Origin of the sequence: Streptomyces plumbidurans, assembly GCF_019857225.1 — a bacterium.
Classification (GTDB): Bacteria; Actinomycetota; Actinomycetes; order Streptomycetales; family Streptomycetaceae; genus Streptomyces; species Streptomyces plumbidurans.
Window position 1 is genome coordinate 1 of the sequence record NZ_JAFJSY010000080.1, and the last position, 23,778, is coordinate 23,778.

General features: G+C 71.2%; 25 protein-coding genes and 1 riboswitch. Of the genes, 13 read left to right on the plus strand and 12 right to left on the minus strand.

The features are described from left to right. A partial coding sequence (locus JYK17_RS33430; RefSeq protein WP_222811846.1) for an AMP-dependent synthetase/ligase occupies positions 1-1,779 on the minus strand: 1,779 nt, incomplete at its 3' end. A gap of 336 nt (positions 1,780-2,115) precedes the next feature. Here JYK17_RS33430 and JYK17_RS33435 point away from each other — a divergent pair. The 6 genes from JYK17_RS33435 to JYK17_RS33460 all read left to right on the plus strand — a co-directional run bounded on the left by JYK17_RS33435 (position 2,116) and on the right by JYK17_RS33460 (position 7,275). Continuing rightward, positions 2,116-2,871 (plus strand): metallophosphoesterase family protein, encoded by a 756-nt coding sequence (locus tag JYK17_RS33435; RefSeq protein WP_181362532.1) that lies wholly within the window; start codon positions 2,116-2,118, stop codon positions 2,869-2,871. 138 nt (positions 2,872-3,009) lie between these two features. Continuing rightward, positions 3,010-3,453: an SRPBCC family protein gene (locus JYK17_RS33440; protein WP_108013347.1), complete on the plus strand. Its 444-nt coding sequence runs from the start codon at positions 3,010-3,012 to the stop codon at positions 3,451-3,453. Between the two features lie 100 nt (positions 3,454-3,553). Next, the gene (locus JYK17_RS33445) at positions 3,554-4,723 is read left to right on the plus strand and encodes an ArsA family ATPase (protein WP_222811847.1); all 1,170 of its coding nucleotides are present in this window, start codon (positions 3,554-3,556) and stop codon (positions 4,721-4,723) included. Between the two features lie 57 nt (positions 4,724-4,780). Next, a complete protein-coding gene (locus tag JYK17_RS33450; protein WP_108013349.1) occupies positions 4,781-5,287 on the plus strand; it encodes a DUF5304 domain-containing protein in 507 nt (168 codons plus the stop codon). A 122-nt stretch (positions 5,288-5,409) separates the two neighbouring features. Further along, positions 5,410-6,363, plus strand: a complete 954-nt coding sequence (locus JYK17_RS33455; protein ID WP_108013350.1) for an ROK family glucokinase — start codon at positions 5,410-5,412, stop codon at positions 6,361-6,363. Positions 6,364-6,522: 159 nt separating this feature from the next. Then, on the plus strand, positions 6,523-7,275 hold the full coding sequence (locus tag JYK17_RS33460) for an endonuclease/exonuclease/phosphatase family protein (RefSeq protein WP_108013351.1): 753 nt from the start codon (positions 6,523-6,525) through the stop codon (positions 7,273-7,275). A gap of 33 nt (positions 7,276-7,308) precedes the next feature. Here JYK17_RS33460 and JYK17_RS33465 read toward each other — a convergent pair whose 3' ends face one another. Further along, positions 7,309-7,884 (minus strand): hypothetical protein, encoded by a 576-nt coding sequence (locus tag JYK17_RS33465; RefSeq protein ID WP_108013352.1) that lies wholly within the window; start codon positions 7,882-7,884, stop codon positions 7,309-7,311. Continuing rightward, a complete protein-coding gene (locus JYK17_RS33470) occupies positions 7,877-8,656 on the minus strand; it encodes an alpha/beta hydrolase (protein WP_108013353.1) in 780 nt (259 codons plus the stop codon). Before JYK17_RS33470 ends, JYK17_RS33465 begins: the two co-directional genes overlap by 8 nt. 192 nt (positions 8,657-8,848) lie before the next feature. Between JYK17_RS33470 and JYK17_RS33475 the strand changes: the two genes are divergently transcribed. The 4 genes from JYK17_RS33475 (at position 8,849) to JYK17_RS33490 (ending at position 12,696) form a co-directional block, all read left to right on the plus strand. Further along, the gene (locus JYK17_RS33475; RefSeq protein WP_222811859.1) at positions 8,849-9,604 is read left to right on the plus strand and encodes a lysophospholipid acyltransferase family protein; all 756 of its coding nucleotides are present in this window, start codon (positions 8,849-8,851) and stop codon (positions 9,602-9,604) included. A 40-nt stretch (positions 9,605-9,644) separates the two neighbouring features. Beyond that, on the plus strand, positions 9,645-10,859 hold the full coding sequence (gene macS, locus JYK17_RS33480; protein ID WP_108013354.1) for a MacS family sensor histidine kinase: 1,215 nt from the start codon (positions 9,645-9,647) through the stop codon (positions 10,857-10,859). After that, positions 10,856-11,533 (plus strand): response regulator, encoded by a 678-nt coding sequence (locus JYK17_RS33485; RefSeq protein WP_108013355.1) that lies wholly within the window; start codon positions 10,856-10,858, stop codon positions 11,531-11,533. Before macS ends, JYK17_RS33485 begins: the two co-directional genes overlap by 4 nt. A 134-nt stretch (positions 11,534-11,667) precedes the next feature. Continuing rightward, on the plus strand, positions 11,668-12,696 hold the full coding sequence (locus tag JYK17_RS33490) for a 6-phosphofructokinase (RefSeq protein ID WP_108013356.1): 1,029 nt from the start codon (positions 11,668-11,670) through the stop codon (positions 12,694-12,696). Positions 12,697-12,740: 44 nt separating this feature from the next. Here the strand turns inward: JYK17_RS33490 and JYK17_RS33495 are convergent, their stop codons facing one another. Beyond that, positions 12,741-14,597 carry an anthranilate synthase family protein gene (locus tag JYK17_RS33495; protein ID WP_222811848.1) on the minus strand — a complete coding sequence of 619 codons (1,857 nt, stop codon included), beginning with the start codon at positions 14,595-14,597 and terminating at the stop codon, positions 12,741-12,743. Between the two features lie 113 nt (positions 14,598-14,710). Next, complete coding sequence (locus JYK17_RS41320; RefSeq protein WP_078516689.1) at positions 14,711-14,767, minus strand: trp operon leader peptide; 57 nt, start codon at positions 14,765-14,767, stop codon at positions 14,711-14,713. A gap of 96 nt (positions 14,768-14,863) precedes the next feature. On the opposite strand from JYK17_RS41320, the gene JYK17_RS33505 reads away from it, so the two are divergent. Next, on the plus strand, positions 14,864-16,216 hold the full coding sequence (locus tag JYK17_RS33505; protein ID WP_108013358.1) for a class II 3-deoxy-7-phosphoheptulonate synthase: 1,353 nt from the start codon (positions 14,864-14,866) through the stop codon (positions 16,214-16,216). Between the two features lie 149 nt (positions 16,217-16,365). Next, positions 16,366-16,599, plus strand: coding sequence for a (2Fe-2S)-binding protein (locus JYK17_RS33510; protein ID WP_222811849.1), 234 nt, complete (start codon positions 16,366-16,368; stop codon positions 16,597-16,599). 7 nt (positions 16,600-16,606) lie between these two features. Here JYK17_RS33510 and bfr read toward each other — a convergent pair whose 3' ends face one another. After that, positions 16,607-17,086: a bacterioferritin gene (gene bfr / locus JYK17_RS33515; RefSeq protein WP_108013360.1), complete on the minus strand. Its 480-nt coding sequence runs from the start codon at positions 17,084-17,086 to the stop codon at positions 16,607-16,609. A 173-nt stretch (positions 17,087-17,259) separates the two neighbouring features. Here bfr and JYK17_RS33520 point away from each other — a divergent pair, with 173 nt between their 5' ends. Continuing rightward, positions 17,260-17,907, plus strand: coding sequence for a sulfite oxidase-like oxidoreductase (locus JYK17_RS33520; RefSeq protein ID WP_222811850.1), 648 nt, complete (start codon positions 17,260-17,262; stop codon positions 17,905-17,907). 22 nt (positions 17,908-17,929) lie between these two features. On the opposite strand, the gene JYK17_RS33525 is transcribed toward JYK17_RS33520, so the two are convergent. The 6 genes from JYK17_RS33525 to thiO form a co-directional block, all read right to left on the minus strand. Continuing rightward, positions 17,930-18,403, minus strand: a complete 474-nt coding sequence (locus tag JYK17_RS33525) for a DUF4396 domain-containing protein (protein ID WP_108013362.1) — start codon at positions 18,401-18,403, stop codon at positions 17,930-17,932. 55 nt (positions 18,404-18,458) lie between these two features. Beyond that, complete coding sequence (locus JYK17_RS33530; RefSeq protein ID WP_222811851.1) at positions 18,459-19,361, minus strand: deoxyribonuclease IV; 903 nt, start codon at positions 19,359-19,361, stop codon at positions 18,459-18,461. 34 nt (positions 19,362-19,395) lie between these two features. Then, on the minus strand, positions 19,396-21,327 hold the full coding sequence (gene pknB / locus JYK17_RS33535; protein ID WP_164932273.1) for a Stk1 family PASTA domain-containing Ser/Thr kinase: 1,932 nt from the start codon (positions 21,325-21,327) through the stop codon (positions 19,396-19,398). Between the two features lie 119 nt (positions 21,328-21,446). Continuing rightward, positions 21,447-22,241, minus strand: coding sequence for a thiazole synthase (locus JYK17_RS33540; protein WP_108013364.1), 795 nt, complete (start codon positions 22,239-22,241; stop codon positions 21,447-21,449). A 3-nt stretch (positions 22,242-22,244) separates the two neighbouring features. Next, on the minus strand, positions 22,245-22,445 hold the full coding sequence (gene thiS, locus JYK17_RS33545) for a sulfur carrier protein ThiS (protein WP_108013365.1): 201 nt from the start codon (positions 22,443-22,445) through the stop codon (positions 22,245-22,247). After that, positions 22,442-23,596 carry a glycine oxidase ThiO gene (gene thiO, locus JYK17_RS33550; protein WP_108013711.1) on the minus strand — a complete coding sequence of 385 codons (1,155 nt, stop codon included), beginning with the start codon at positions 23,594-23,596 and terminating at the stop codon, positions 22,442-22,444. The genes thiS and thiO overlap by 4 nt, the downstream gene beginning before the upstream one ends. Beyond that, positions 23,594-23,705, minus strand: a riboswitch (TPP riboswitch). (Overlaps the previous gene by 3 nt.) Positions 23,706-23,778: the final 73 nt, after the last annotated feature.

Consider the following 23,778-nt stretch of genomic DNA (forward strand, 5'->3'; position numbering starts at 1 on the left):
CTCGATCTCGCCCGCGTAGTCCTTCGCCACCACATTGCGCTTGAGCTTCAGCGACGGCGTCAGGTGGCCCGACTCCTCCGAGAACTGGGAGGACAGGATGCGGAACTTGCGCACCGACTCCGCCTTCGACACCGCGGCGTTGCCGTCGTCGATCGCCGTCTGGATCGCGGCCAGCAGGTCGGGGTCCTCGCGCAGCGACGCCGCGGTGGAACCCGCCGGCTTGCCGTGCTCGTCGGCCCAGCGGCCCAGGAACTCGTCGTCGATGGTGACCAGCGCGCCCACGAACGGCCGCCCGTCGCCCACGACCATGCACTCCGCGACCAGCGCGTGCGCCCGGATGCGGTCCTCGATCACGGCCGGGGCGACGTTCTTGCCGCCCGCGGTGACGATGATCTCCTTCTTGCGGCCGGTGATCCGGAGGTAGCCGTCCTCGTCGAGCGTGCCGATGTCGCCGGTGTGGAACCAGCCGTCGGTCAGCGCCTCGGCCGTGGCGGTCTCGTTGTTCCAGTAGCCCTTGAACAGGTGCTCGCCGTGCAGCAGCACCTCGCCGTCGTCCGCGATGCGCACCACCGAGCCGGGCAGCGGCTGGCCGACCGTGCCGATCTTGGTGCGGTCCCAGGGGTTGAAGGCGGTGGCCGCACAGGACTCGGTCAGGCCGTAGCCCTCCAGGACCGTGAAGCCGATGCCGCGGAAGAAGTGGCCCAGGCGCTCGCCGAGCGGGGCGCCGCCGGAGATGGCGTACTCGCCCCGGCCGCCGAGCACCGCGCGCAGCTTGCTGTAGACGAGCTTGTCGAACGTCCTGTGCTTGATCTTCAGTCCGAGGGAGGGGCCCTGCGGGGTGTCCAGCGCCTTGCTGTACGCGATCGCGGTGTCCGCGGCCTTGTCGAAGATCTTGCCCTTGCCGTCCGCCTGCGCCTTGGCGCGCGCCGAGTTGTAGACCTTCTCGAAGACCCGCGGGACGCCGAGGATCAGCGTCGGCCGGAAGGAGGCCAGCTCGTCGGTGAGCTGCTTGATGTCGGGGACCGTGCCCAGCTTGATCGGCGCCATCAGCGGCGCGATCTGCACCATGCGGCCGAAGACGTGGGCGAGCGGCAGGAACAGCAGGACCGAGCACTCGCCGGTGCGGAACAGCGGGCGCAGCCGCTCCACGATGTTGCCGCACTCGGCGAAGAAGCTGCGGTGCGTGAGCACACAGCCCTTGGGGCGGCCGGTGGTGCCGGAGGTGTAGATGATCGTCGCCGGGTCGTCGGCCCGCGCCAGCGAGCTGCGGTCCTCGACCATGCCGTCGGTGACGCCCTTGCCGAGCCTGCGCAGCTCCTCGAGCGCGCCGGCCTCGATCTGCCAGATGTGCTTGAGGGCGGGCAGCCGGTCGCGCACCGACTCGACGGCGGCCAGGTGGTTGTCCAGCTCCACGACGACCGCAGTGGCGCCCGAGTCGGAGAGGATCCACTGCACCTGCTCCGGGGAGCTGGTCTCGTAGACGGGCACGGTGATCGCGCCGGTGCACCAGATCGCGAAGTCCAGCAGCGTCCACTCGTACCGCGTGCGGGACATCAGGGCGACCCGGTCGCCGGGCTGGATGCCGGAGGCGATGAGCCCCTTGGCGGCCGCGTGCACCTCGGTCAGGAAGGCAGCGGCCGTCACGTCCTGCCAGTCGCCGCCCACCTTGCGGGCGATGATGGCGACATCGGGATGCTGCGCGGCGTTTCTCCGGACGATGTCGGTGAGATTGCCGTCCGCAGGGACCTCGTACAAAGCCGGAAGGCTGAACTCGCGCAAGACTGCTGCTCCTCATAGGGCGCCGGCGCCACGACATTGTGTGATGCGACGGGGGTCCACGGCTCGGGCAGGTACTCGGGTTTTCAGAGGTTGAAATCCTGAGTACGACTGGACGGCCCGGACGTTACCCGCCGGTATGGCTTCTTCGACAGGGGGTCCCGGCGAGATGTTCCCTGCGTCACACAGGCTGGTGTTCCTTTGCGTACGGTAGTCCACCGGCTAACTGACTGGCCAGTAACCGCAAGGTCACCCAGCACTGTTCACGTACACCGCACACGCTTACCCTTGATCGCCATGGCATCCTCACCAGCCGGCAACCGCAGGACACGCGTTCATGTGGTCAGTGACGTGCACGGCAACGCCCGTGACCTGGCCACCGCCGGCGAGGGCGCGGACGCCCTGATCTGCCTGGGGGACCTCGTCCTCTTCCTCGACTACGCCGACCACTCGCGCGGGATCTTCCCCGATCTGTTCGGCCGGGAGAACGCCGACCGCATCGTGGAACTGCGCACCGCCCGCCGCTTCGAGGAGGCGCGGGAGTTCGGGGCCCGGCTGTGGGCCGGCATCGGCTCGGACCGAGCGGCCGTGATCGAGCAGGCGGTGCGCAAGCAGTACGCCGAGATGTTCGCCGCCTTCCCCACCCCGACGTACGCCACCTACGGCAACGTCGACATGCCGCCCCTGTGGCCGGAGTACGCCGGACCGGGCACGACCGTCCTCGACGGCGAGCGCGTGGAGATCGGCGGCCGCCTCTTCGGCTTCGTCGGCGGCGGCCTGAAGTCCCCCATGCGCACGCCGTACGAGATCGGTGACGAGGAGTACGCGGCCAAGCTCGAGGCCGTGGGCGAGGTCGACGTCCTGTGCACCCACATCCCGCCGGAGGTGCCGGAACTCGTCTACGACACCGTCGCGCGCCGCTTCGAGCGCGGCAGCCGGGCGCTGCTGGAGGCGATCCGCAGGACCCGTCCCCGCTACGCCCTCTTCGGCCACGTCCACCAGCCGCTCGCGCGGCGCATGCGGATCGGGGCGACGGAGTGCGTGAACGTCGGGCACTTCGCCGGGACCGGGAAGCCGTGGGCGCTCGAATGGTGACTCCCGTGGCGAGCGGACGACAGCGGCGGAACGCAGGTGGGGGTGAAGTCCCCTCGTCACGTGCGCGGTAGCCTTCACGCGGCACACACGTGCGCACGACGACCTCTGTACCGGCCCGCATCTGGAGGAGCCACAGCGATGGCGGAACACACCAGCTCGAGCATCACGATCGAGGCGGCACCGGCCGATGTCATGGGGGTGATCTCCGACTTCGCGCGGTACCCGGACTGGACCGGCGAGGTGAAGGAGGCCGAGGTGCTCGCCTCGGACACCCAGGGCCGCGCCGAACAGGTCCGTCTCGTCATGGACGCCGGCGCGATCAAGGACGACCAGGTCCTCGCGTACACCTGGACCGGTGAGCACGAGGTCTCCTGGACGCTGGTCAAGTCCCAGATGCTGCGCTCCCTCGACGGCTCCTACCTGCTCAAGCCGGCCGGAGCGGGCGCCACCGAGGTCACCTACCAGCTGACCGTGGACGTCAAGATCCCGATGCTCGGGATGATCAAGCGCAAGGCCGAGAAGGTCATCATCGACCGGGCGCTGGCCGGGCTGAAGAAGCGCGTGGAGTCCGGGGAGAAGTAGCGCGTGGAGTCCGGGGAGCAGTGACGCCCGCGTTGCCCGGACGCCGCTCGGACCCGACGGCGAGCCCGCCTCCGTTCCCGCCTCCGTTACGGTTCAGCGCATGCGCACCATCCTGATCACCGGCTCCGGCGGCAGCGGTCGTACGACGATCGCGGCCGCCACCGCCCTGGCCGCCGCCCGCGAGGGGACCCGCACCCTCGTCCTGAGCGCCGACCGCACCGACACCCTCGGCGCGGCCCTCGGCACCGCCACGGGACCGGAGCCGGCGCAGGTCGCCCCCGATCTCACCGCCTGGCGCCCCGACGCGGCGGCCGGCTTCCGGGACGACCTCACCGCCTTCCAGGAACGCGCGACCGGCGTCCTCGACCTGCTGGGCGCCGCCCGGCTGGACGCCGAGGAGGTCACGCCGCTGCCCGGCGCCGAGGAACTCAGCTTCCTGCGCGCCCTGCGCGACGCCGCGCTCTCCGAGCGCTTCGACCTCCTCGTCGTCGACCTCCCGCCCGTGCCCGGCGCCCTCGCCCTGCTCTCGCTGCCCGAGGAACTGCGCCGCTATCTGCGCCGGCTGCTGCCGCCCGAGCGCCAGGCCGCCCGCGCGCTGCGCCCGGTCCTCGGCAGGCTGACCGGCGTCCCCATGCCCTCGGAGTGGCTGTACGAGACGGCCGCGCGCTGGGAGACGGAACTGGCCGCCGTCGAGGCCGTACTGGCCGACCGCGACACCGTCGTACGGCTGGTCGCGGAGCCCGGCCCGGCGGGCGCGGACGCCGTGCGCACCGCGGCCCTGGGGCTCGCCCTGCGCGGGCTGCGGCCCGACGTCCTGGTCGCCAACCGGGTGCTGCCGGAGCGGGCCGCGGAGGGCTGGCCGACCGGGCTCGTCGCCCAGCAGCGCAAGGCGCTGGAGGAGTGGCAGGAGTCGTACGACGTACGTCCGGTGCACCACCTCGGCCACGACCCGCGCGGCACCGACGACCTGACCGCCCTGCCCGTCCCCGGCGTCAACGGCGCTCCCTCCACGGTCGAGTGGCCCGTCACCGACCGGCTCGCCGACGACGGCGTGCTGGTCTGGCGGATCCCGCTGCCCGGCGCCGTCCGCGAGGACCTGGACCTCGTCCGGCGGGGCGACGAACTCGTTGTCACGGCGGGCCGGTTCCGCCGTGTCGTGCGGCTTCCGTCCGTACTGCGCCGCTGCACCGTGGACGGGGCCGCGCTGCGCGAGGGCGAGCTGAGCATCCGGTTCGCACCCGACCCGGATCTGTGGCCGCGGACCCGGTGAAGCACATACGGCCGTTCGGGTAACGTCGTAGGGACGAACCGTAGTCAGGAGGTCGTCATGAGCGAAGAGCTCCCCCCGTCCGGCGCCGAGCGGAACGAGGCGGCCGGCGAGGTGCGGGCGACCGACGCCGACGCCTGGTCGACGGCGTGCGCCGAGGACCTCGCGGCGGAGAAGTCCCGCCGCCGCGCCGAGTACGGCCCGCCGCCGGGCTCGGCCGCCGAGGAACTGCGCAAGTTCGTCGACGCCGTCTCCGAGAAGCTGGACAAGCTGTCGGCGGGTCAGTCCCCGCTGCTCGGCTCCGTCGCCGGACCCGCCGCGCAGCAGGTCGTCAAGCAGGTCGTGCAGCAGGCGAGGGCCGCCGTCGAACCCGTCATCGAACGCAACCCGGACGTCTTCGACCACCTCGCGGCCGCGGGCAACGAACTCCTCGCCGCCTACCGCTCCGCGGTCCAGGCCCAGGAACAGCGGTGGACCACCCGTGCGGCGGACCTCCACAAGGACCTCGACGAACGCCGCGACGACGGTGAGGGAACCGGTCCAGGACAGCGCATCGATCTGGACTGACGGCCCGCCCCCACCCCCTGCCCCCGGGCTCCCGCCTGCCCGGACGCTGGACAGCAGGACTGGCAGGGCAGGGCCTCGGGTACGGTTGGCCGTAGCGGGGCTCGACCGAAACTGAGGGATTCATGGGACTCACCATCGGCGTCGACATCGGCGGTACCAAGATCGCGGCCGGTGTGGTCGACGAGGAAGGCAGCATCCTCTCGACCCACAAGGTGCCGACCCCGGGCACGCCCGACGGGATCGTGGACGCCATCGCCTCCGCCGTCGAGGGAGCGCGCGCCGGACACAAGATCGTCGGCGTGGGCATCGGTGCGGCCGGCTATGTGAACCGGCAGCGCTCCACCGTGTACTTCGCGCCGAACATCGACTGGCGCCAGGAGCCGCTGAAGGAGAAGGTCGAGGCCCGCGTGGGCCTGCCGGTCGTCGTGGAGAACGACGCGAACGCCGCCGCCTGGGGCGAGTACCGCTTCGGCGCGGGCAAGGGCCACCGCAACGTCATCTGCATCACCCTCGGCACGGGCCTGGGCGGCGGCATCATCATCGGCAACAAGCTGCGCCGCGGCCACTTCGGCGTCGCCGCCGAGTTCGGCCACATCCGCATGGTGCCCGACGGCCTGCTGTGCGGCTGCGGCTCGCAGGGCTGCTGGGAGCAGTACGCCTCCGGACGCGCCCTGGTCAGATACGCCAAGCAGCGCGCCAACGCCACCCCCGAGCGGGCCGAGATCCTGCTCGCGCTCGGCGACGGCAGCCCCGACGGCATCGAGGGCAAGCACATCTCCATCGCAGCCCGCCAGGGCGACCCGGTGGCCACCGACTCCTACCGCGAGCTGGCCCGCTGGGTGGGCGCCGGTCTCGCCGACCTCGCCTCCCTCTTCGACCCGTCCGCCTTCATCGTCGGCGGCGGCCTCTCCGACGAGGGGGAACTGGTCCTCGACCCGATCCGCAAGTCCTACAAGCGCTGGCTCGTCGGCGGCAACTGGCGCCCGGTGGCGGACGTCATCGCCGCCCAGCTGGGCAACGGCGCGGGTCTGGTGGGCGCGGCGGACCTGGCCCGGGAGCCCGACCCGATCATGTAGCCCGGTGCAGCCCGGTGACCGCGCGGCGATGTCCAGTGCCGCCGGTGACCGCGCAACCCGTGTCCAGTGCCGCCGGTGTCCGCATCCGGCCGCCGCTGAACGTGATGAGCCCGCCGTGCCCCGCCCCGGGGCGGCGGGCCTCGTCGTATGTTGATCGTCATGGCGACTTCGACCCCGCTGCCCAACTCCCGCACCGAACCCGACGGTTCCGTTCTCCGCGTCCTCAGCTACAACATCCGCTCCATGCGCGACGACACCGCGGCCCTCGCGCGGGTTATCGGCGCATGCGCGCCGGACCTCGTGCTGGTCCAGGAGGCCCCCCGGTTCTTCCGCTGGCGCAAGAAGCTGGCCCGGCTGGCCGCGGCCTCCGGCCTGGTGGTGCTCACCGGAGGGGCCACGGCCGCAGGACCGGCGATCCTGTGCAGCCTGCGCGCCACCGTCGAGCGCACCGAGGACGTGCTGCTGCCGCTCACCCCCGGGCAGCACCGGCGCGGCTTCGCCACCGCCGTCGTACGCTTCGGCGGCGCCCGCCTCGGCGTCCTGAGCTGCCATCTCTCGCTGCAGAAGGACGAGCGGTACGAGCAGGGCGGCATGCTCCTGGACCGCCTGGCCGGCCTCGGCGTGGACCACGCGGTCGCGGGCGGCGACCTCAACGAGCGGCCCGGCGGCCGCACCTTCGGCCGCCTCGCCGACGGCCTGCAGGACTGCCACGCCGTGACGCCCTGGGGTGGCGAGCACACCTTCACGCCCCTCACCCCCTTCCAGCGCATCGACGCGATCTTCGCCACGAAGGGCGTCGAGGTGCTCGGTTGCGGGGTTCCGCTGGACCTGCCGGGGGTGACGGAGACAGACCTGAGGGCGGCCACGGACCACCTTCCGGTCCTGGCCGCCCTCAAGGTGCCGATCGGCTAGCCGAGGGTTACGAAAGTCACGGCCGACCGAGGTTCAGACGACGGCCCCGCGCCCCGGGTCGTCGTCGTCCTCGTCGTCCGTCCGCATCCGTACGACCAGGGTGACGAAGCCGCCCACGAAACCGCCGACGCTGAGCGTCGTCAGCCACCATGTCATGTCCCAGCCGAGCACCACCGCCAGCAGCAGCAGGATCGGACCGCCGATCACGCCCAGCCAGGCGAACTTCGAGGTCGGGTCGGCCGCGGGCAGCGGCGGCGGCTCCGGCGGGACGAAGTGGCCCTCGTCGTCCTCGTCGAAGTCGTCCTCGGACGGTTCGGCCGACGCGTAGTCGCGCGGGCCCACGCCGGGCGCGAAGGAGACCGAGCCGCCGAGGGGCTTCGCCGGCTTGTCCTTCCCGGGTGCCTGGTCCTCGGGCCCGTCCTTGCTGTCGTTGGGCTCCGTCTCCAGCAGCGCCAGATCCTCGATGGGCTTGAAGGGCTTGCTGCCCGGCGGGTCCTTCGGCTCGTCGCCGTAACCGGCGACGATCGCGGCCCAGGCGGCGTCCTCGTCGAAGGGGACGCCCTGCTCGTCGGGTTCGAGATCCTCGCGGTCCGAGTCGTGCTCAGCCACCTACGGCCGTCCCTTCCTTGCCGACACTGGGTGCGAGCCGGGCGATGAACCCGAGGCTCTCGTCGAAAATCCGGTCCGCGTCGTGGTCCAACGTCGCCACGTGGTAGCTCTGTTCCAGCAGGATCTCCGTCACGTCGTGCGAGGAGACCCGGCTGAGGATCCGCGCCGAGTCGGCCGGCGGCACGACATGGTCCTGCGGGCTGCGCAGGAGCAGCAGCGGCTGGGTGACCTGCGGCAGTTCGCCGTCGACCAGCCGGAAGAAGTTCCGCAGGGAATGGGCCGCGTGCAGCGGCACCCGGTCGTACCCCAGCTCGGCGCCGCCCTCCTTGGCGATGTCGCTCGCGATGCCCCGCGTCGTCCGTACGAGATGACGGGCCACCGGCAGGGCGTACGGCGAGAAGCCGTGCATGCGGTTGGCCGGGTTGACGACCACCACCCCGCGGACCGCCTCCCCGTGCTTCGCCGCCAGCCGCAGCGCCAGGGTCCCGCCCATCGACAGGCCGGCCACGAACACCTCGGCGCAGCGCTCGCGCAGGGAGCGCAGCTCGCGGTCCACCTCGGCGTACCAGTCCTGCCAGCCGGTGAGCTGCATGTCCTCCCAGCGGGTGCCGTGGCCGGGCAGCAGCGGCAGCGACACCGTCAGGCCGCGCGCGGCCAGCTGCTTGGCCCAGGGACGCAGCGACTGGGGGGAACCGGTGAAGCCGTGGCAGAGGAGGACGCCTGTGTCCCCGCCCTCATGGCGGTACGGCTCGGCTCCAGGAAGGACCGGCACCTTCGGTCTCCTGTTCATGAGGAGTGACAGTTCAAGAGGAAGTGACAGTTCATGAGAGTGACGTGAAGTCCAGGTGTGTTTCACCGTACGCGACCGCACTGACACCGACCAGGGCCGTCGGAGCCTTTGGGGGTGGGCCGGGTTAAGGTCTGAGCGAAGGAATCAGGAGGCACTCGGTTGTTGTACGGCACGATGAAGGTCGCCATCGGGGGACCGCTGAGGGTTGCCTTCCGGCCATGGGTGGAAGGCATGGAGAACATTCCGGCCGAGGGCGCCGCCATCCTGGCGAGCAATCACCTCTCCTTCTCCGACTCGTTCTTCCTGCCCGCGATGCTCGACCGCAAGGTCACCTTCATCGCCAAGGCGGAGTACTTCACCACGCCCGGCGTCAAGGGCCGGCTGACGGCGGCCTTCTTCAAGAGCGTCGGCCAGCTCCCGGTGGACCGCTCCGGGGCGCGCGGCGCGGGCGAGGCGGCCATCAGGAGCGGCCTGGAAGTGCTGGAGCGCGGCGAGCTGTTCGGGATCTACCCCGAGGGCACGCGCTCGCCCGACGGCCGGCTGTACCGGGGCAAGCCCGGCGGCCTCGCGCGCGTGGCGCTCGCCTCCGGCGCGCCCGTCATCCCCGTCGCGATGATCGACACCGAGAAGATCCAGCCGCCCGGCCAGGTGATGCCCAAGCTGATGCGCCCCGGCATCCGCATCGGCAAGCCCCTCGACTTCAGTCGCTACCAGGGCATGGAGCACGACCGCTTCGTGCTCCGCGCGGTCACCGACGAGGTCATGTACGAGATCATGAAGCTCTCCGGCCAGGAGTACGTCGACATGTACGCGACCGCCGCCAAGCGGCAGATCGCGGAGGCGGCGAAGTCCGAGAAGGAGGCCGAGAAGGCGGCGAAGGCCGCACTCGCGCAGGCGGAGAAGGAACAGGCCGAGAAGGAGCCGTCCTAGCCCTAAGGTGGGGGGCGGTCCGGGCCTGGGGGTGGGGGAAGTGGCCAAGCGCGAGAGAGTCATGAGGATGTCGGTCGAGCAGCCGCTGTGGCGTGCGCTCACCGCCTACCGGGTGCTCACGATGCTGTACGCGGTCGGCCTGTTCGCCACCGCCTACGACGAGTACGACCACCCGGGCGTCGCCGTCGTCTACTTCGTCGTCCTGTTCGTCTGGACGCTCGCCACCCTGCCCCGCGTCCAGAACGCGGCCGCCTGCACCAAACGCTTCCTCGCCGTCGACCTCGCCGTCGCGCTCACCGGCATCCTGCTCACCCCGATCGCCGTCAGCGACCAGCACATCCAGAGCGGCGGCCCCACCCTGCCGTCGATATGGACCGCCGGTTCCGTCCTCGCGTACGCGATCAAGGGCGGCTGGCGCTGGGCCGCCTTCGCCTCCACGCCGGTCGCCGCCGCCAACCTGATCGAGCGCGGCGCCCCCGCCCGCGACACCGTCCACAACGTCATCCTCGTCTGGGTCGCCGCCATCGCCATCGGCTACGTCGTCGAGGTCGCCCGCGCCTCCGAGCGCACCCTCGCCCGGGCCCTGGAGATCGAGGCCGCGACGAGGGAACGCGAGCGGCTGGCCCGGGACATCCACGACGGCGTCCTGCAGGTGCTCGCGATGGTGCAGCGCCGGGGCCTGGTGATCGGCGGGGAGGCGGCCGAGCTGGGCCGGATGGCGGGCGAGCAGGAGGTCGCGCTGCGCACCCTGGTCTCCGGCGGTCTGCTCCCGCTGTCCCGGGCCTCGGAGGACGCGGCCGACGGCGCGGTCGTACGGGTCGTGGAGGAGCCCTCCCCCGACGAGGACGGTCCGGTGGACCTGCGCGCGCTCCTCGCCCCGTACGCGGCGGCGAGGGTCAGCTTCGCCGAGCCGGGTGCCCCCGTGCTGCTGCCCGCGCCCGCCGCGAAGGAACTCTCCGCGGCCGTCGGCGCAGCCCTGGACAACGTCCGCAGGCACGCGGGCGAGCACGCGCGCGCGTGGATCCTCGTCGAGGACGAGCCCGGCGAGGTCGTGGTGACCGTACGGGACGACGGACCCGGCATCCCCGAGGGGCGGCTCGCCCAGGCGGAAGGGGAGGGGCGGCTCGGCGTCGCCCTGTCGATCCGGGGGCGGCTGCGCGAACTCGGTGGCAGCGCCGAGCTGATCTCGACCCCGGGGCAGGGCACGGAGGTCGAGCTGAAGGTACCCAAGGACGCGAAGGCGGGGCAGCGATGAGCGAACGGCAGGACACGATCAAGGTCATGGTGGTCGACGACCACCCCATGTGGCGCGACGCCGTCGCCCGCGACCTGACCGAGTCCGGCTTCGACGTGGTCGCCACCGCGGGCGACGGCGAGCAGGCCGTGCGCCGCGCCAAGGCCGCCGCCCCCGACGTCCTGGTGCTCGACCTCAACCTGCCCGCCAAGCCCGGCGTCCAGGTCTGCAAGGAACTCGTCGGCCACAACCCGGCGCTGCGCGTCCTGGTGCTGTCGGCGAGCGGTGAGCACGCCGACGTCCTGGAGGCCGTGAAGTCGGGGGCCACCGGCTATCTGCTGAAGTCGGCGTCGACCGAGGAACTGCTCGACGCGGTGCGCCGTACGGCCGTCGGCGACCCGGTGTTCACCCCGGGCCTGGCCGGGCTGGTCCTCGGCGAGTACCGCCGCCTCGCCTCCGAGCCCGCGCCCTCCTCGGATCCCGACGAGCCCAGGGCGCCCCAGCTCACCGACCGCGAGACCGAGGTGCTGCGCCTGGTCGCCAAGGGCCTGAGCTACAAGCAGATCGCCGACCGTCTGGTCATCTCCCACCGCACGGTCCAGAACCACGTCCAGAACACCCTCGGCAAGCTCCAGCTGCACAACAGGGTGGAGCTGGTGCGATACGCGATCGAGCGAGGCCTCGACGACGCCTGACCGGCGCCGGCTTGACGACGCGTAAACCGGACGCCCGGCGCTTCACCGGAAATGCCCTTCCCGCCCATCCCACTGTGACGCGGCTCACCATTAGCGTGGCTGTCACCAGGCAACCGCGGCGAAGGGACTTTTCCATGCGGGTCGGAGTACTGACCGGAGGCGGCGACTGCCCCGGGCTCAACGCCGTCATCCGGGGCATCGTCCGCAAGGGCGTGCAGGAGTACGGCTACGACTTCGTCGGCTTCCGGGACGGCTGGCGCGGTCCGCTGGAGTGCGACACCGTGCGCCTCGACATCCCCGCCGTGCGCGGCATCCTGCCGCGCGGCGGCACCATCCTCGGTTCTTCCCGCACCAATCCGCTCAAACAGGACAACGGCATCCGGCGCATCAAGGAGAACCTCGCCAAGCTGGAGGTCGAGGCGCTCATCGCCATCGGCGGCGAGGACACCCTCGGCGTGGCCGCGCGCCTGACCGACGAGTACGGAGTGCCCGTCGTCGGCGTACCGAAGACCATCGACAACGACCTGTCCGGCACCGACTACACCTTCGGCTTCGACACCGCGGTCGGCATCGCCACCGAGGCCATCGACCGTCTGCACACCACCGCCGAGTCCCACATGCGCGTCCTGGTCTGCGAGGTGATGGGCCGTCACGCCGGCTGGATCGCCCTGCACTCCGGGCTCGCGGGCGGCGCCAACGTCATCCTCATCCCCGAACAGCGCTTCGACGTCGACCAGGTCTGCGCCTGGATCACCTCCCGCTTCAAGGCCTCGTACGCCCCGATCGTGGTCGTCGCCGAGGGCGCCATGCCCAAGGACGGCGACGTGGTGCTCAAGGACGAGTCGCTGGACTCCTTCGGGCACGTCCGGCTGTCCGGCGTCGGCGAGTGGCTGGCCAAGGAGATCGAGAGGCGTACGGGCAAGGAGGCCCGTACGACCGTGCTCGGGCACATCCAGCGCGGCGGCACCCCGAGCGCCTTCGACCGCTGGCTCGCCACCCGCTTCGGCCTGCACGCCATCGAGGCCGTCCGCGACCGCGACTTCGGCAAGATGGTCTCGCTGCAGGGCACCGACATCGTCCGCGTCCCGATCGCCGACGCGACGGCCAAGCTGAAGACCGTGGATCCGAAGCTGTACGAGGAGGTCGGGGTCTTCTTCGGCTGACGCGGTCCCGTCCGGGCGTCCGGGGGCCGTCGGCCCCCGGACGGCTACACCGTCGTGTTGCGCAGCTGAGCGATCAACTCCCGTACGACCGCTGCGCCGTTGAGGGTCAGCACCGACTCCGGGTGGAACTGCACACCGGCGAAGCCCGGACCGCGCAGCGCATGCACCTCGTGCGACGGGCCGCGGCTGACCTCGACTCCGTGTGCGGCCAGTTCGGTGTGCGCCTCCTCGTCGCAGCGCGCCACGAAGCTGTTGTAGAAGCCCACCGTCTCGGTGTGCCCGAACAGGTCGATCGCGGCCTGCGCACCCTGATGGGGCACGTCCTTGCGCACGATCTCCAGCCCCAGTTCGGCCGCGATCAGCTCGTGCCCCAGGCAGACGCCGAGGACGCCGTGCCGGTGGCTTTGGAGCACCTCGGCGGTCAGCCCCCGCAGCAGCCGCATCTTGGGGTCGTCCAGGTCGGACGGGTCACCGGGGCCGGGGCCGAGCACGACCGGCCCCTCGTGCGCGAGCACCGCCTCCCGCAGTCCGGGCTCGTCGTAGCGCCGGACGGTCACGTCGAGCCCGCTCGACCGCAGCACATGCGCGAGCATCGCCGTGAAGGTGTCCTCCCCGTCGACCACCAGGGCGTGCCCGTCGAGCTCGGCGGACCGCTCCTGCATCCGCAGCCAGAAGGGGGCGAGCGAGGCCCGGCGCCCGTCGAGCGCGGCACGCACGCGTGGGTCGTCGGCGAGCCGCACGCGCGCGTGCTCACCGCGCGGCCGCGCCGGACGCACCCCCAGGGCCGCCAGCACGCCCGCCGCCTTCGCGTGCGTCTCCGCGACCTCGCCCGCCGGGTCCGAGCCGCGCACCAGCGTGGCGCCGACCGGGACCTGCAGCCGCCCCTCGCCCGAGATGTCGGCGGTGCGGATCAGGATGGGAGAGTCGAGGGTCTGGGCGCCGCCGCTGTCCCGGCCGAGCAGGGCGAGGGCGCCCGCGTAGTAGCCGCGCCCGCCGGCCTCGTGGCGCTCGATGACCCGGCAGGCGTTCTGCACCGGCGAGCCGGTGACGGTCGCCGCGAACATGGTCTCCTTGAGCACCTCGCGCGCATCCAGCGAGGACTTCCCGCGCAACTCGTACTCGGTGTGCGCGAGATGGGCCATCTCCTTCAGCCGCGGCCCGATAACGACCCCGCCCATGTCGCCGACCGTGCACATCATCTTCAATTCCTCGTCGACGACCATCGACAGCTCCTCGATCTCCTTGCCGTCGGCGAGGAAGCCGAGCAGATGCTCCGGGGTCGGGCCCTCGGCGGGATAGCGGTAGGTCCCGCTGATCGGGTTCATGACGACCGTGCCGCCGGACATCCGCACATGCACCTCGGGGCTCGCCCCGACCAGCGTCCTGTCCCCGGTGTGCACGACGAACGTCCAGTACGCCCCCCGCTCCCCGACGAGCAGCCGCCGGAACAGAGCGAGGGCGTCCCTGCGGGAGAAGCCGGGGATCTCACCCTCGTACGTGCGCCGGATCACGAAGTTCGCGCCCTCGCCCCGCCCGATCTCCTCGCGCAGCACCCGCCCGACGATCTCGCCGTACTCCTCGTCACCGACGTCGAACCCGCCGCCCTCGACCCGCACGTCCTCGTCCGGGAGCTGCGCGAGCACGTCGGCGAGCGGGATCTCGTACGACTCCTCGGGGGTGAGGAAGGCCAGCGGCGTGCCGTCGTCGCGGACGTCGAAACCGCGCTCGCGGATCTGGCGGAAGGGGACGAGGGCGAGACCCCGATCGGGCAGGTCGGCGAGGCGGTCGTAGGTGGCGACCGGGCCGAGGAGCAGCTCGACGGTGTCGCCGTCATGGCCCGGGGCACGGCGCCGCAGCAGGGCGAACGGCCTCGGGTCGTGCAGCAGGTCCAGCAGGTTCATGGGGTCCGGGTTCCTTCTCGATCGTCGTCGATCATGTCGACGGAGAGGAACGGCCCCGGAAACGCCGAAGGCCGCCCCTCGGGCGGCCTTCGCGAAGTCTTTCTTACGCGCAGTCAGCGGGCCGCCGGATGAGCGGTCCACCACCAGTTCTGGGTCGAATGCGCGAACATGCGAGGCACCCTACCGCATGTCCGGCAGCCGTACCCGGTGTCTCACTTCCTGGGCATGGGGCAGGACGCCCGACCCGACCCCGTAATGTTGAGGTCGTGACCGTGAACGCTAAGACCAGCGCGAGTGCTGGCAACACCTGGCGAAATCTGCCCGCGGCGCAGCAGCCCGAGTACCCCGACACCGAGGCTCTGCGCGCAGTGATCGCGGACCTCGAGTCGTATCCGCCGCTCGTCTTCGCGGGCGAGTGCGACCAGCTGCGCGCCCGGTTGGCGGCCGTCGCCAAGGGAGAGGCGTTCCTCCTCCAGGGCGGCGACTGCGCCGAGGCATTCGACGCGGTGTCCGCCGACCACATCCGCAACAAGCTCAAGACCCTGCTCCAGATGGGCGCCGTGCTGACGTACGCCGCCTCGGTGCCGGTCGTGAAGGTCGGGCGGATCGCCGGCCAGTACTCCAAGCCGCGGTCCAAGAACACCGAGACCCGCGACGGCGTGACCCTGCCGACCTACCGCGGCGACTCGGTCAACGGCTTCGACTTCAACGAGGCCGCCCGCGTCCCGGACCCCGAGCGCCTGAAGCGGATGTACAACGCGTCGGCCTCCACGCTCAACCTGGTGCGGGCCTTCACCACCGGCGGCTACGCCGACCTGCGCCAGGTGCACGCCTGGAACCAGGACTTCGTGAAGTCGTCCCCCTCCGGCCAGCGCTACGAGCAGCTGGCCCGCGAGATCGACCAGGCGCTGAACTTCATGCGCGCCTGCGGGGCCGACCCGGAGGAGTTCAGGACCGTCGAGTTCTACTCCTCGCACGAGGCGCTGCTGCTGGACTACGAGTCGGCGCTGACCCGTGTCGACTCCCGCACCGGACAGCTCTACGACGTCTCCGGGCACATGGTGTGGATCGGTGAGCGCACCCGGCAGCTGGACGGCGCGCACATCGAGTTCGCCTCGAAGATCCGCAACCCGATCGGCGTCAAGCTCGGCCCGAGCACGACGGCCGAGGAGGCGCTGCAGTACATCGAGCGCCTGGACCCGGAGCGCGAGCCGGGCCGGCTGACCTTCATCGTCCGCATGGGCGCGGACAAGATCCGCGACAAGCTGCCCGAGCTGGTCGAGAAGGTCACCGCCTCCGGTGCCACGGTGGCCTGGGTGACCGACCCGATGCACGGCAACACCTTCGAGGCGGCCTCCGGCCACAAGACCCGCCGCTTCGACGACGTGCTCGACGAGGTCAAGGGCTTCTTCGAGGTCCACAAGGGCCTCGGCACCCACCCGGGCGGCATCCATGTCGAGCTCACCGGCGACGACGTCACGGAGTGCGTGGGCGGCGGCGACGAGATCTTCGTCGACGATCTGCACCAGCGCTACGAGACGGCCTGCGACCCGCGGCTGAACCGCAGCCAGTCGCTCGACCTGGCGTTCCTCGTCGCGGAGATGTACCGGGACCAGTGACGGCTTTGCCTGTCGCACGGACATGAGTGGGGCGCGGATCACATGCGATCCGCGCCCCTGTGCACTTTCGCGGACCCCGAGGCGCCGGTTAAGGTTAGGTTAGCCTCACCGATTATCGGGACGGCAAGACTGATCGATCCCGTCGGGAGGTGAACCGCGTGTACGTCTGCAGTTGCTTCGGCATCACCGAGCAGCAGGTCAAGAAGCACGCGGAGGACGGTGCCTGCACCCCCCGCCAGGTGGCCTCGGCCTGCAAGGCGGGCACGGACTGCGGTTCGTGCGTACGCCGCATCCAGGCGATTTTGGGCCGAGGGGAGTGCCCCCGCCGCGAGCTCGCCGACCGGGGTGCACCGGCCCTGAGCGCGCTGGACGAGGCCGCCTAGCTCCCGGCTAACTCTCCGGCTGCTCGATGAGCTGCGCGATGTAGAGCGCGTCGCCGAGCTTCTCCACCAGTTCCAGCTGGGTGTCGAGATAGTCGATGTGATGCTCCTCGTCCGCCAGGATGGACTCGAAGATGTTGGCGGACGTGATGTCGCCCTTCTCGCGCATCACCTTGATGCCCCGCCGCAGCCGGTCGATGGCCTCGACCTCGATCATGCGGTCGGCCTCGAACATCTCCTTGACGGTCTGCCCGACCCGCACATGGAAGAGCCGCTGGTAGTTCGGCAGCCCGTCCAGGAAGAGGATGCGGTCGGTGAGCACTTCCGCGTGCTTCATCTCGTCGAAGGACTCGTGGCGGGTGTACTTCGCGAGTTTCGTCCAGCCGAAGTTCTCCTGCATCTTCGCGTGCAGGAAGTACTGGTTGATCGCGGTCAGCTCGGCGGTGAGCTGCTCGTTCAGGAATTCGATGACCTCGGGGTCGCCCTGCATCGCGCGGGCTCCTTCCGACCGGGGGAACTGGCAGGTTGCGCCGCATGATTGCACCGGGAGTCAAGATCGTCCAGTAAGTCTTCACTTAGTAAGTAAGTCCAGGCTCAGTGGTAATTGCCCGTGTTTGAGGGGGCCGGTCAAGGGCATCGCTCCCGGTCTGTCAGGATGGAGACATGGGTCAGCCGGCGGAGCGTGCATCGGGAGAACGCGATTCGGGAAGAGCAGCACAGCCCGAGCTTCCGCCGGGGCAGCGACTGCAGCGCGGCTGGCCGGTCACGCATTACGGACCCGTTCCCAAATTCCGCCCGGAGCGCTGGGAGTTCAGGGTCTTCGGCGCGACCGCGGACCAGGAGAAGCACTGCTGGACCCACGAGGAGTTCGCGGCGCTGCCGTACACCACGGTCATGGCCGATCTGCACTGCGTGACGAAATTCAGCATGCTCGGTGCCGAGTGGGGCGGCATTCCGGCCCGCACGATCCTTGAGATCGCGCCGCCCGCTCCGGCGGTCACCCATGTGATGGTGTGGGCCGAATACGGATTCAGTTCGAATCTGCGTCTCGCCGACTTCGCGTCCGCACGAACCATCTTCGCCACCCACAAGGACGGCGAGCTCCTGACGGCGGAACACGGCTTCCCGCTGCGTCTCGTCGTGCCCCACCTGTACGCCTGGAAGGGCCCCAAGTGGGTGCGCGGCGTGGAGTACATGACCGCCGACCGCCGCGGCTTCTGGGAGGAGCGCGGCTATCACAACGTCGGCGACCCGTGGCGCGAGCAGCGCTACTCCTACCAGGAGGAGCCCGGGGAGGGCCCCGAGCTCTGATCCCGGCGCCCTGTCCGAGCGGTCAGTGGTGGTACGCGTGCACCACGGCGTGGCCCTTGCCGCGGCCGATCATCCACTTGTTGACGGGTGTCGTCACGACGAAGGCGAGCGCGAGCGAGATCGCGAGCGAGACCCAGAACAGCAGATCGTCCAGCTGGGCGTCCATCGCGTCCGGCCACAGCACGATCACGCCGTTGTCGATCAGCTCCATCACGGCGATGGACACGGTGTCCGCGGCCAGTGCGACCCGCAGGGCCGTACGGAAGTCGACGCCGGCCCGCAGCACTCCGCGCAGGGTGAGCGAGTAGCCGAAGAAGAACGCGAGCACGACGGCGAGCACCGTGGTCGCGAGGTTGCCCCAGCCCAGAGCCGTGCCGATCACCATGCCAAGGACCTCGCCGACGGCACAGCCCGTGAGGCAGTGCAGCGTCGCCTGGGCGGCCGTGCTCCAGGTGGCGGCGGCCGGCTGATGGTGTGCGTGTGCCTCGTGGTCCATGAGTGCCCCCTGTGTCAGGTCACGGTTCCTCCACCCAGCAGGAACCGTATACCCCCTAGGGGTATTCCTCAATGTGCGGGGAAAGGTGCGTGGAGTCGCGCAGTCTCTTCAGCCGCGCCACGTCCGCCGCGTGTCCCTCCTTACCACCGGGCGTCTCGATGACGAGCGGTACGCCCTCGGTCGCGGGGTGGGTCATCAGCGCCCGGAACGGGTCCTCGCCGATGTGCCCGGAGCCGATGTTCTCGTGCCGGTCCTTGTGCGCGCCGACGACGTCCTTGGAGTCGTTGGCGTGGATCAGCTTCAGCCGGCCCTCGCCGACCGTGTCCACCAGCAGATCCAGCGTTTGGTGCATGCCGCTCGGCCCGGTCAGATCGTGCCCGGCCGCGAAGATGTGGCAGGTGTCCAGGCAGACCCCCAGCTTCGGATGGGCGTCCAGCGCCTCGAAGTACGGCCCGAAGTCCCAGGTCCGCGAGCAGAGCGAGGCGCCCTGTCCGGCCGTCGACTCCAGCAGCAGGAACGGGTCGTCGTCGTGCGTGAGCTCGTCGAGCAGCGGCAGCAGATGCTCGCGCACCTGCTTCAGGGCCACGGAGCGGTCCCGGCCGCCGGTCGCGCTGCCGGTGTGCACGACCACGCCGAGCGCCCCGATCTCCCGCCCGCGCCGCAGCGAGTGCCGCATCGAGTCGACGGACCGCTCGACGGTCGCCTCGGTGTGGGAGCCGAAGTTGATCAGATACGGGGCATGGACGTACGCCGGGATCGACTCGGCCTCGCACACCGCGCGGAACTCCTCGTCCTGCCGCGGACTGCCCACGGGTGTGGCCCAGCCGCGCGGGTTGGCGACGAAGACCTGCACCGTCTCGGCCTCGAGGTCATGGGCGTAGGACAGGCCGACGGAGCGAAGACCGCCGGCCACGGGGACATGGCTGCCGACGGGGTTGCGCAGCTGCTGACTCTTCACCGGGTCAGGGTGCCACGCGGGGCGCCGCGCCCCCTCACCGGATCTTGATGGTGATGGTCGACCCCTTGGGCGCCTTGTCCCCGCCCTTCACGGACTGGCCCTTGACGGTGTCGCCGAACAGGCCCAGCAGACCGCGGTCCTCGTCGACCTTGAAGCCGGCGTCCTGAAGCGCCTGCTTGGCGTCGTCCACGCTGTCACCGGTGACGTCCGGGACCTCGATCATCTGCGGGCCCTTGGACAGGGTCAGCGTGACCGTGTCCCCCTCGGCGGCCCGGCTGTCGGCCTTGGGTGACTGCGTGGCGACCTGGCCCTTGTCGAACTGCGAGTTGACCCGCTCGGGAGCGATCTTCACCGCCAGGCCCGCGTCCTCCAGGTCCGCCCGCGCGTCCTGAGGGTCCTCGCCGGTGACGTCCGGGACGTCCACCGGGCTGCCCTTGCTGACGAGCAGCGCGATCGCCGAACCCGCGTGCCGCTTCGTGCCCGCCTCCGGATCCGTGGAGATCACGGAACCCTTGTCGACGTCGTCGCTGAAGTCACGGGTGACCATGCCGGGCTCCAGGGCGGCCTTCTTCAGCAGGGCCCTGGCCGCGGCCAGCGTCCGGCCCTCCAGATCCGGCACCCGCACGGTCTCCGGGCCGTCGGAGATGGTGAGCGTCACCGAGGCGTTGTCACGGACGCGGGTGTTCGGTGCGGGGTCCGAGCTGATCACCGTGCCCCGCTTCACCGTGTCGCTGTAGGCGTGCTCGACCTTCCCGAGGTCCAGCCCGGCGTCGTCGAGCTGCTTGCGGGCCTCGGTCTGGGTCTTGGACAGCACCGGCGGGACCTTGGTGAACTGACCGGAGTTGATGTACCACACGCCCGCGCCGACCCCGAGGATCAGCAGGACGGCGACGACGAGCGCGAGCGGGCCGCGCCGGACCCCCGTGCCGCGGCGGCGCGGCGGCAGCGGCGGCGGGGTCTCCAGCACGCTGGTGTGATGCAGGTCCTGACCGCTCTCGTCCTCGTTGACCGGCAGCGGACGCTGCACGTTCAGCGCGCGCGGGATGACGCTCGTACGGTCCTCGGAGATGTTGCGGTGCTCCGCGGCGAGCGCCTGCGGCGGCATCGCGTCCAGCTGGTCCACGCCGAGCCCGGCGCGCACGTCACGCGCGTGTGCCAGCAGCGCCACCGCGTCCTGCGGGCGCAGGCCGGGGTTGCGGGCGGTGGCCACCGCGACCAGCTCGTCCAGCGGATACGCCAGCCCCGGCACGGCGCGCGAGGGCGGCGGGACGTCCTCGTGGATGTGCTTGTACAGGACGGTGGCCGGGGAGTCACCGCCGTGCGGCCGCTCGCCGGTCAGCATCTCGTACAGGACGACACCGCACGCGTACACGTCGACCCGGGGGTCGGCGATGCCGTGCTCGATCTGTTCCGGGGCGAGGTAGGAGACGGTGCCGAGGACGGTGCCCGTGGTGTTGGTGACCGTGTCCACGGACCGCACCAGCCCGAAGTCGGCGACCTTGACCCGGCCGTCGTCCCCGATCAGCACGTTCTCGGGCTTCATGTCCCGGTGCACGAACCCGGCGCGGTGCGCGGCGCCCAGCGCGGCGAGGACCGGCTCCAGGATGTCCAGGGCGGCGCGCGGCTGCAGCGCCCCGCGCTCGCGCAGCACGTCGCGCAGGGTGCACCCGGCGACGTACTCCATGGCGAGATAGACGTACGACCCGTCGGCGCCCTGGTCGAAGACCTGCACCACGTTCGGGTGCGCCAGCCGGGCGACGGACTTCGCCTCCCGGATGAACCGCTCGACGAAGGTGACGTCGGCGGCGAGCGTCGGGTGCATCACCTTCAGCGCGAGCACGCGGTCGAGGCGGGTGTCCAGGGCCCGGTAGACCGTGGCCATCCCGCCGACCGCGATCCGCGCGTCCACGCGATAACGCCCGTCGAGCACCTGCCCGACCAGAGGGTCCTGAAGGGTCGTATCCACGCAGGTGAGTGTACGAGCCGTGACTGACAGGGCCGTCCTTTCCTGCCGTATCGGGGCGTGACTGCAGCCGACCTGTGACGGACGTCGCACCCGCTCTCGACCGTTGTCGAACGCTCGTTTTAGAACGCGGGGCGCTCGGGGTCGAGGTGCGCGCGACCCCCGTGCGGCGAGGACGCCTCGGCGAAATGGCGGCGCGGGATACGGCCCGCCCGGTGCGCGAGCCGGCCCGCCTCCACCGCGTGCCTCATGGCCTCGGCCATCAGCTGCGGCTCCTGCGCGCGGGTCACCGCCGAGGCGAGCATCACACCCGCGCACCCCAGCTCCATCGCGAGCGCCGCGTCCGAAGCCGTGCCCGCGCCCGCGTCCAGAATCACCGGTACGCGCGCGTGCTCGGTGATCAGCTGGAAGTTGTGCGGGTTGCGGATGCCGAGGCCGGAACCGATGGGCGAGCCGAGCGGCATGATCGCCGCGCAGCCCACGTCCTGGAGCTTCCGGGCGAGCACGGGGTCGTCGTTGGTGTACGGCAGCACCGTGAAGCCGTCGTCGACCAGCGTCTCGGCAGCCTCCAGCAGCTCGATCGGGTCGGGCAGGAGGGTGCGCTCGTCTGCGATCACCTCGAGTTTGACCAGGTCGGTGCCGAGGGCCTCGCGCGCGAGCCGGGCGGTCAGCACGGCCTCCCCGGCGGTGAAGCAGCCGGCCGTGTTCGGCAGCACCCGGATGTCGAGCTTCTCCAGGACGGACAGGACCGATCCGTGCACCGAGGGGTCCACGCGCCGCATCGCGACCGTCGTCAGCTCCGTGCCGGACGCCACCAGCGCCCGCTCCAGCACGTCGAGGCTGGGAGCCCCGCCGGTGCCCATGATCAGACGGGACGTGAAGGACGTACCGCCGAGGACAAAGGGGTCGTCGGCCATGGGTCAGCCTCCTTGGACGGCGGTGAGGACCTCGACGCGATCCCCCTCGGAGAGGGGCGTCGACGGCCACTGCGCGCGCGGGACGACGGTTTCGTTGAGGGCGGCGGCGACCCCGGAGGGGGCCGGGGTCAGCGTCTTGACGACGGTGTCGAGAGCCGTGCCGTCGGCGAACCGGCGGGGCTCCCCGTTGACGGTGATGTTCATACGGGCTGCTCCACGCGCGCGAAGCGGGCCGGGGTGAACGGACGGGCCTCGTCCGGGAGTTCGCCGGTGGCCAGGACGTGCGCCATGGCGTCGCCGGTGACCGGTGTGAGCAGCACGCCGTTGCGGTAGTGCCCGGTGGCCAGCAGCAGCCCCGGCAGCTCGGTCGGGCCGAGCAGGGGAGCGTTGTCGGGGGAGCCGGGGCGCAGCCCCGCCCGCGTCTCCGTCAGCGGCAGCTCGGTGAGGCCGGGGACCAGCTCGTGCGCGTCGCGCAGCAGCTCGTACACCCCGCCCGCGGTGACCGTGGTGTCCCAGCCGAGCTCCTCGGTGGTCGCGCCGATCACCAGCTCGCCGTTCTCGCGCGGCACCAGATAGACCTGGCTGCCGCGCACCACGGCGCGCACGGTACGGCTGAGGAAGGGCGCGAACCGCCGCGGCACCGTCAGCCGCAGCACCTGCCCCTTGACCGGCCGCACCGGCGGCAGCACGTCGTCCGGGACGCCCGGGAGCCGTCCGCTGAGGCTGCCGGCGGCCAGCACCACCTGGCCCGCGTCCAGCTCGGTGCCGTCCGTCGTGGTGACCCCGGCGGCCCGCTCCCCTGCGACACGGAAGAGCTCGGCCCACGCGCGGTGGAAGATGACGCCCGCCCGTTCGCACGCGAGCACCAGCGCGCGTGCCAGCCGTCGCGGGTCGATCTGGTGGTCGCCGTCGACCCGCAGACCGCCGCGCACGCCCGGCGCGAGCATCGGCTCCAGACGCCGGCAGTCGCGGCCCGACAGCCACTGCGAATCCAGCCCCGACTGCCGCTGCAGGGCGTGCAGTTCGCGCAGATGGGCGCGGTCGTCGGCGTCCAGCGCGACGGCCAGCGTGCCGCACCGGCGGTAGCCGAGATCCTCGCCGGAGACCTCGGTCAGCTCGGCCGCGAAGTCCGGATAGCGGCGGGCCGAGGCGAGGTTCAGGCCGAGCAGGGTCTGCTCGCCGTAGTGCAGCTCGGTGACCGCGGCGAGCATGCCCGCGGCCACCTGCGCGGCCCCACCGCCCGGCTCGGGGTCCACCACGGCCGTGGTCAGCCCGCGCTGCGCGGCGCGCCAGGCCGTGACCAGGCCGATGATCCCGCCCCCGATGACGAGGACGTCTGAGGTACGTGACGACATGGGCGTCCAGCCCCTCCCTTCGCCGGCATGACCCGGATCAGGTTCGTACGGTCGGAGGCCGCCAGCCTCCCTCTCAGCCCGGTGCGTCCGGGCTCCCGCGAGTGCGTGTACGTCGGCCACCCTAGCCCGACCCACAGCGCTGCGGAACCAGCGCTGTGGAGCAGGTCACTCGGCACGACGGC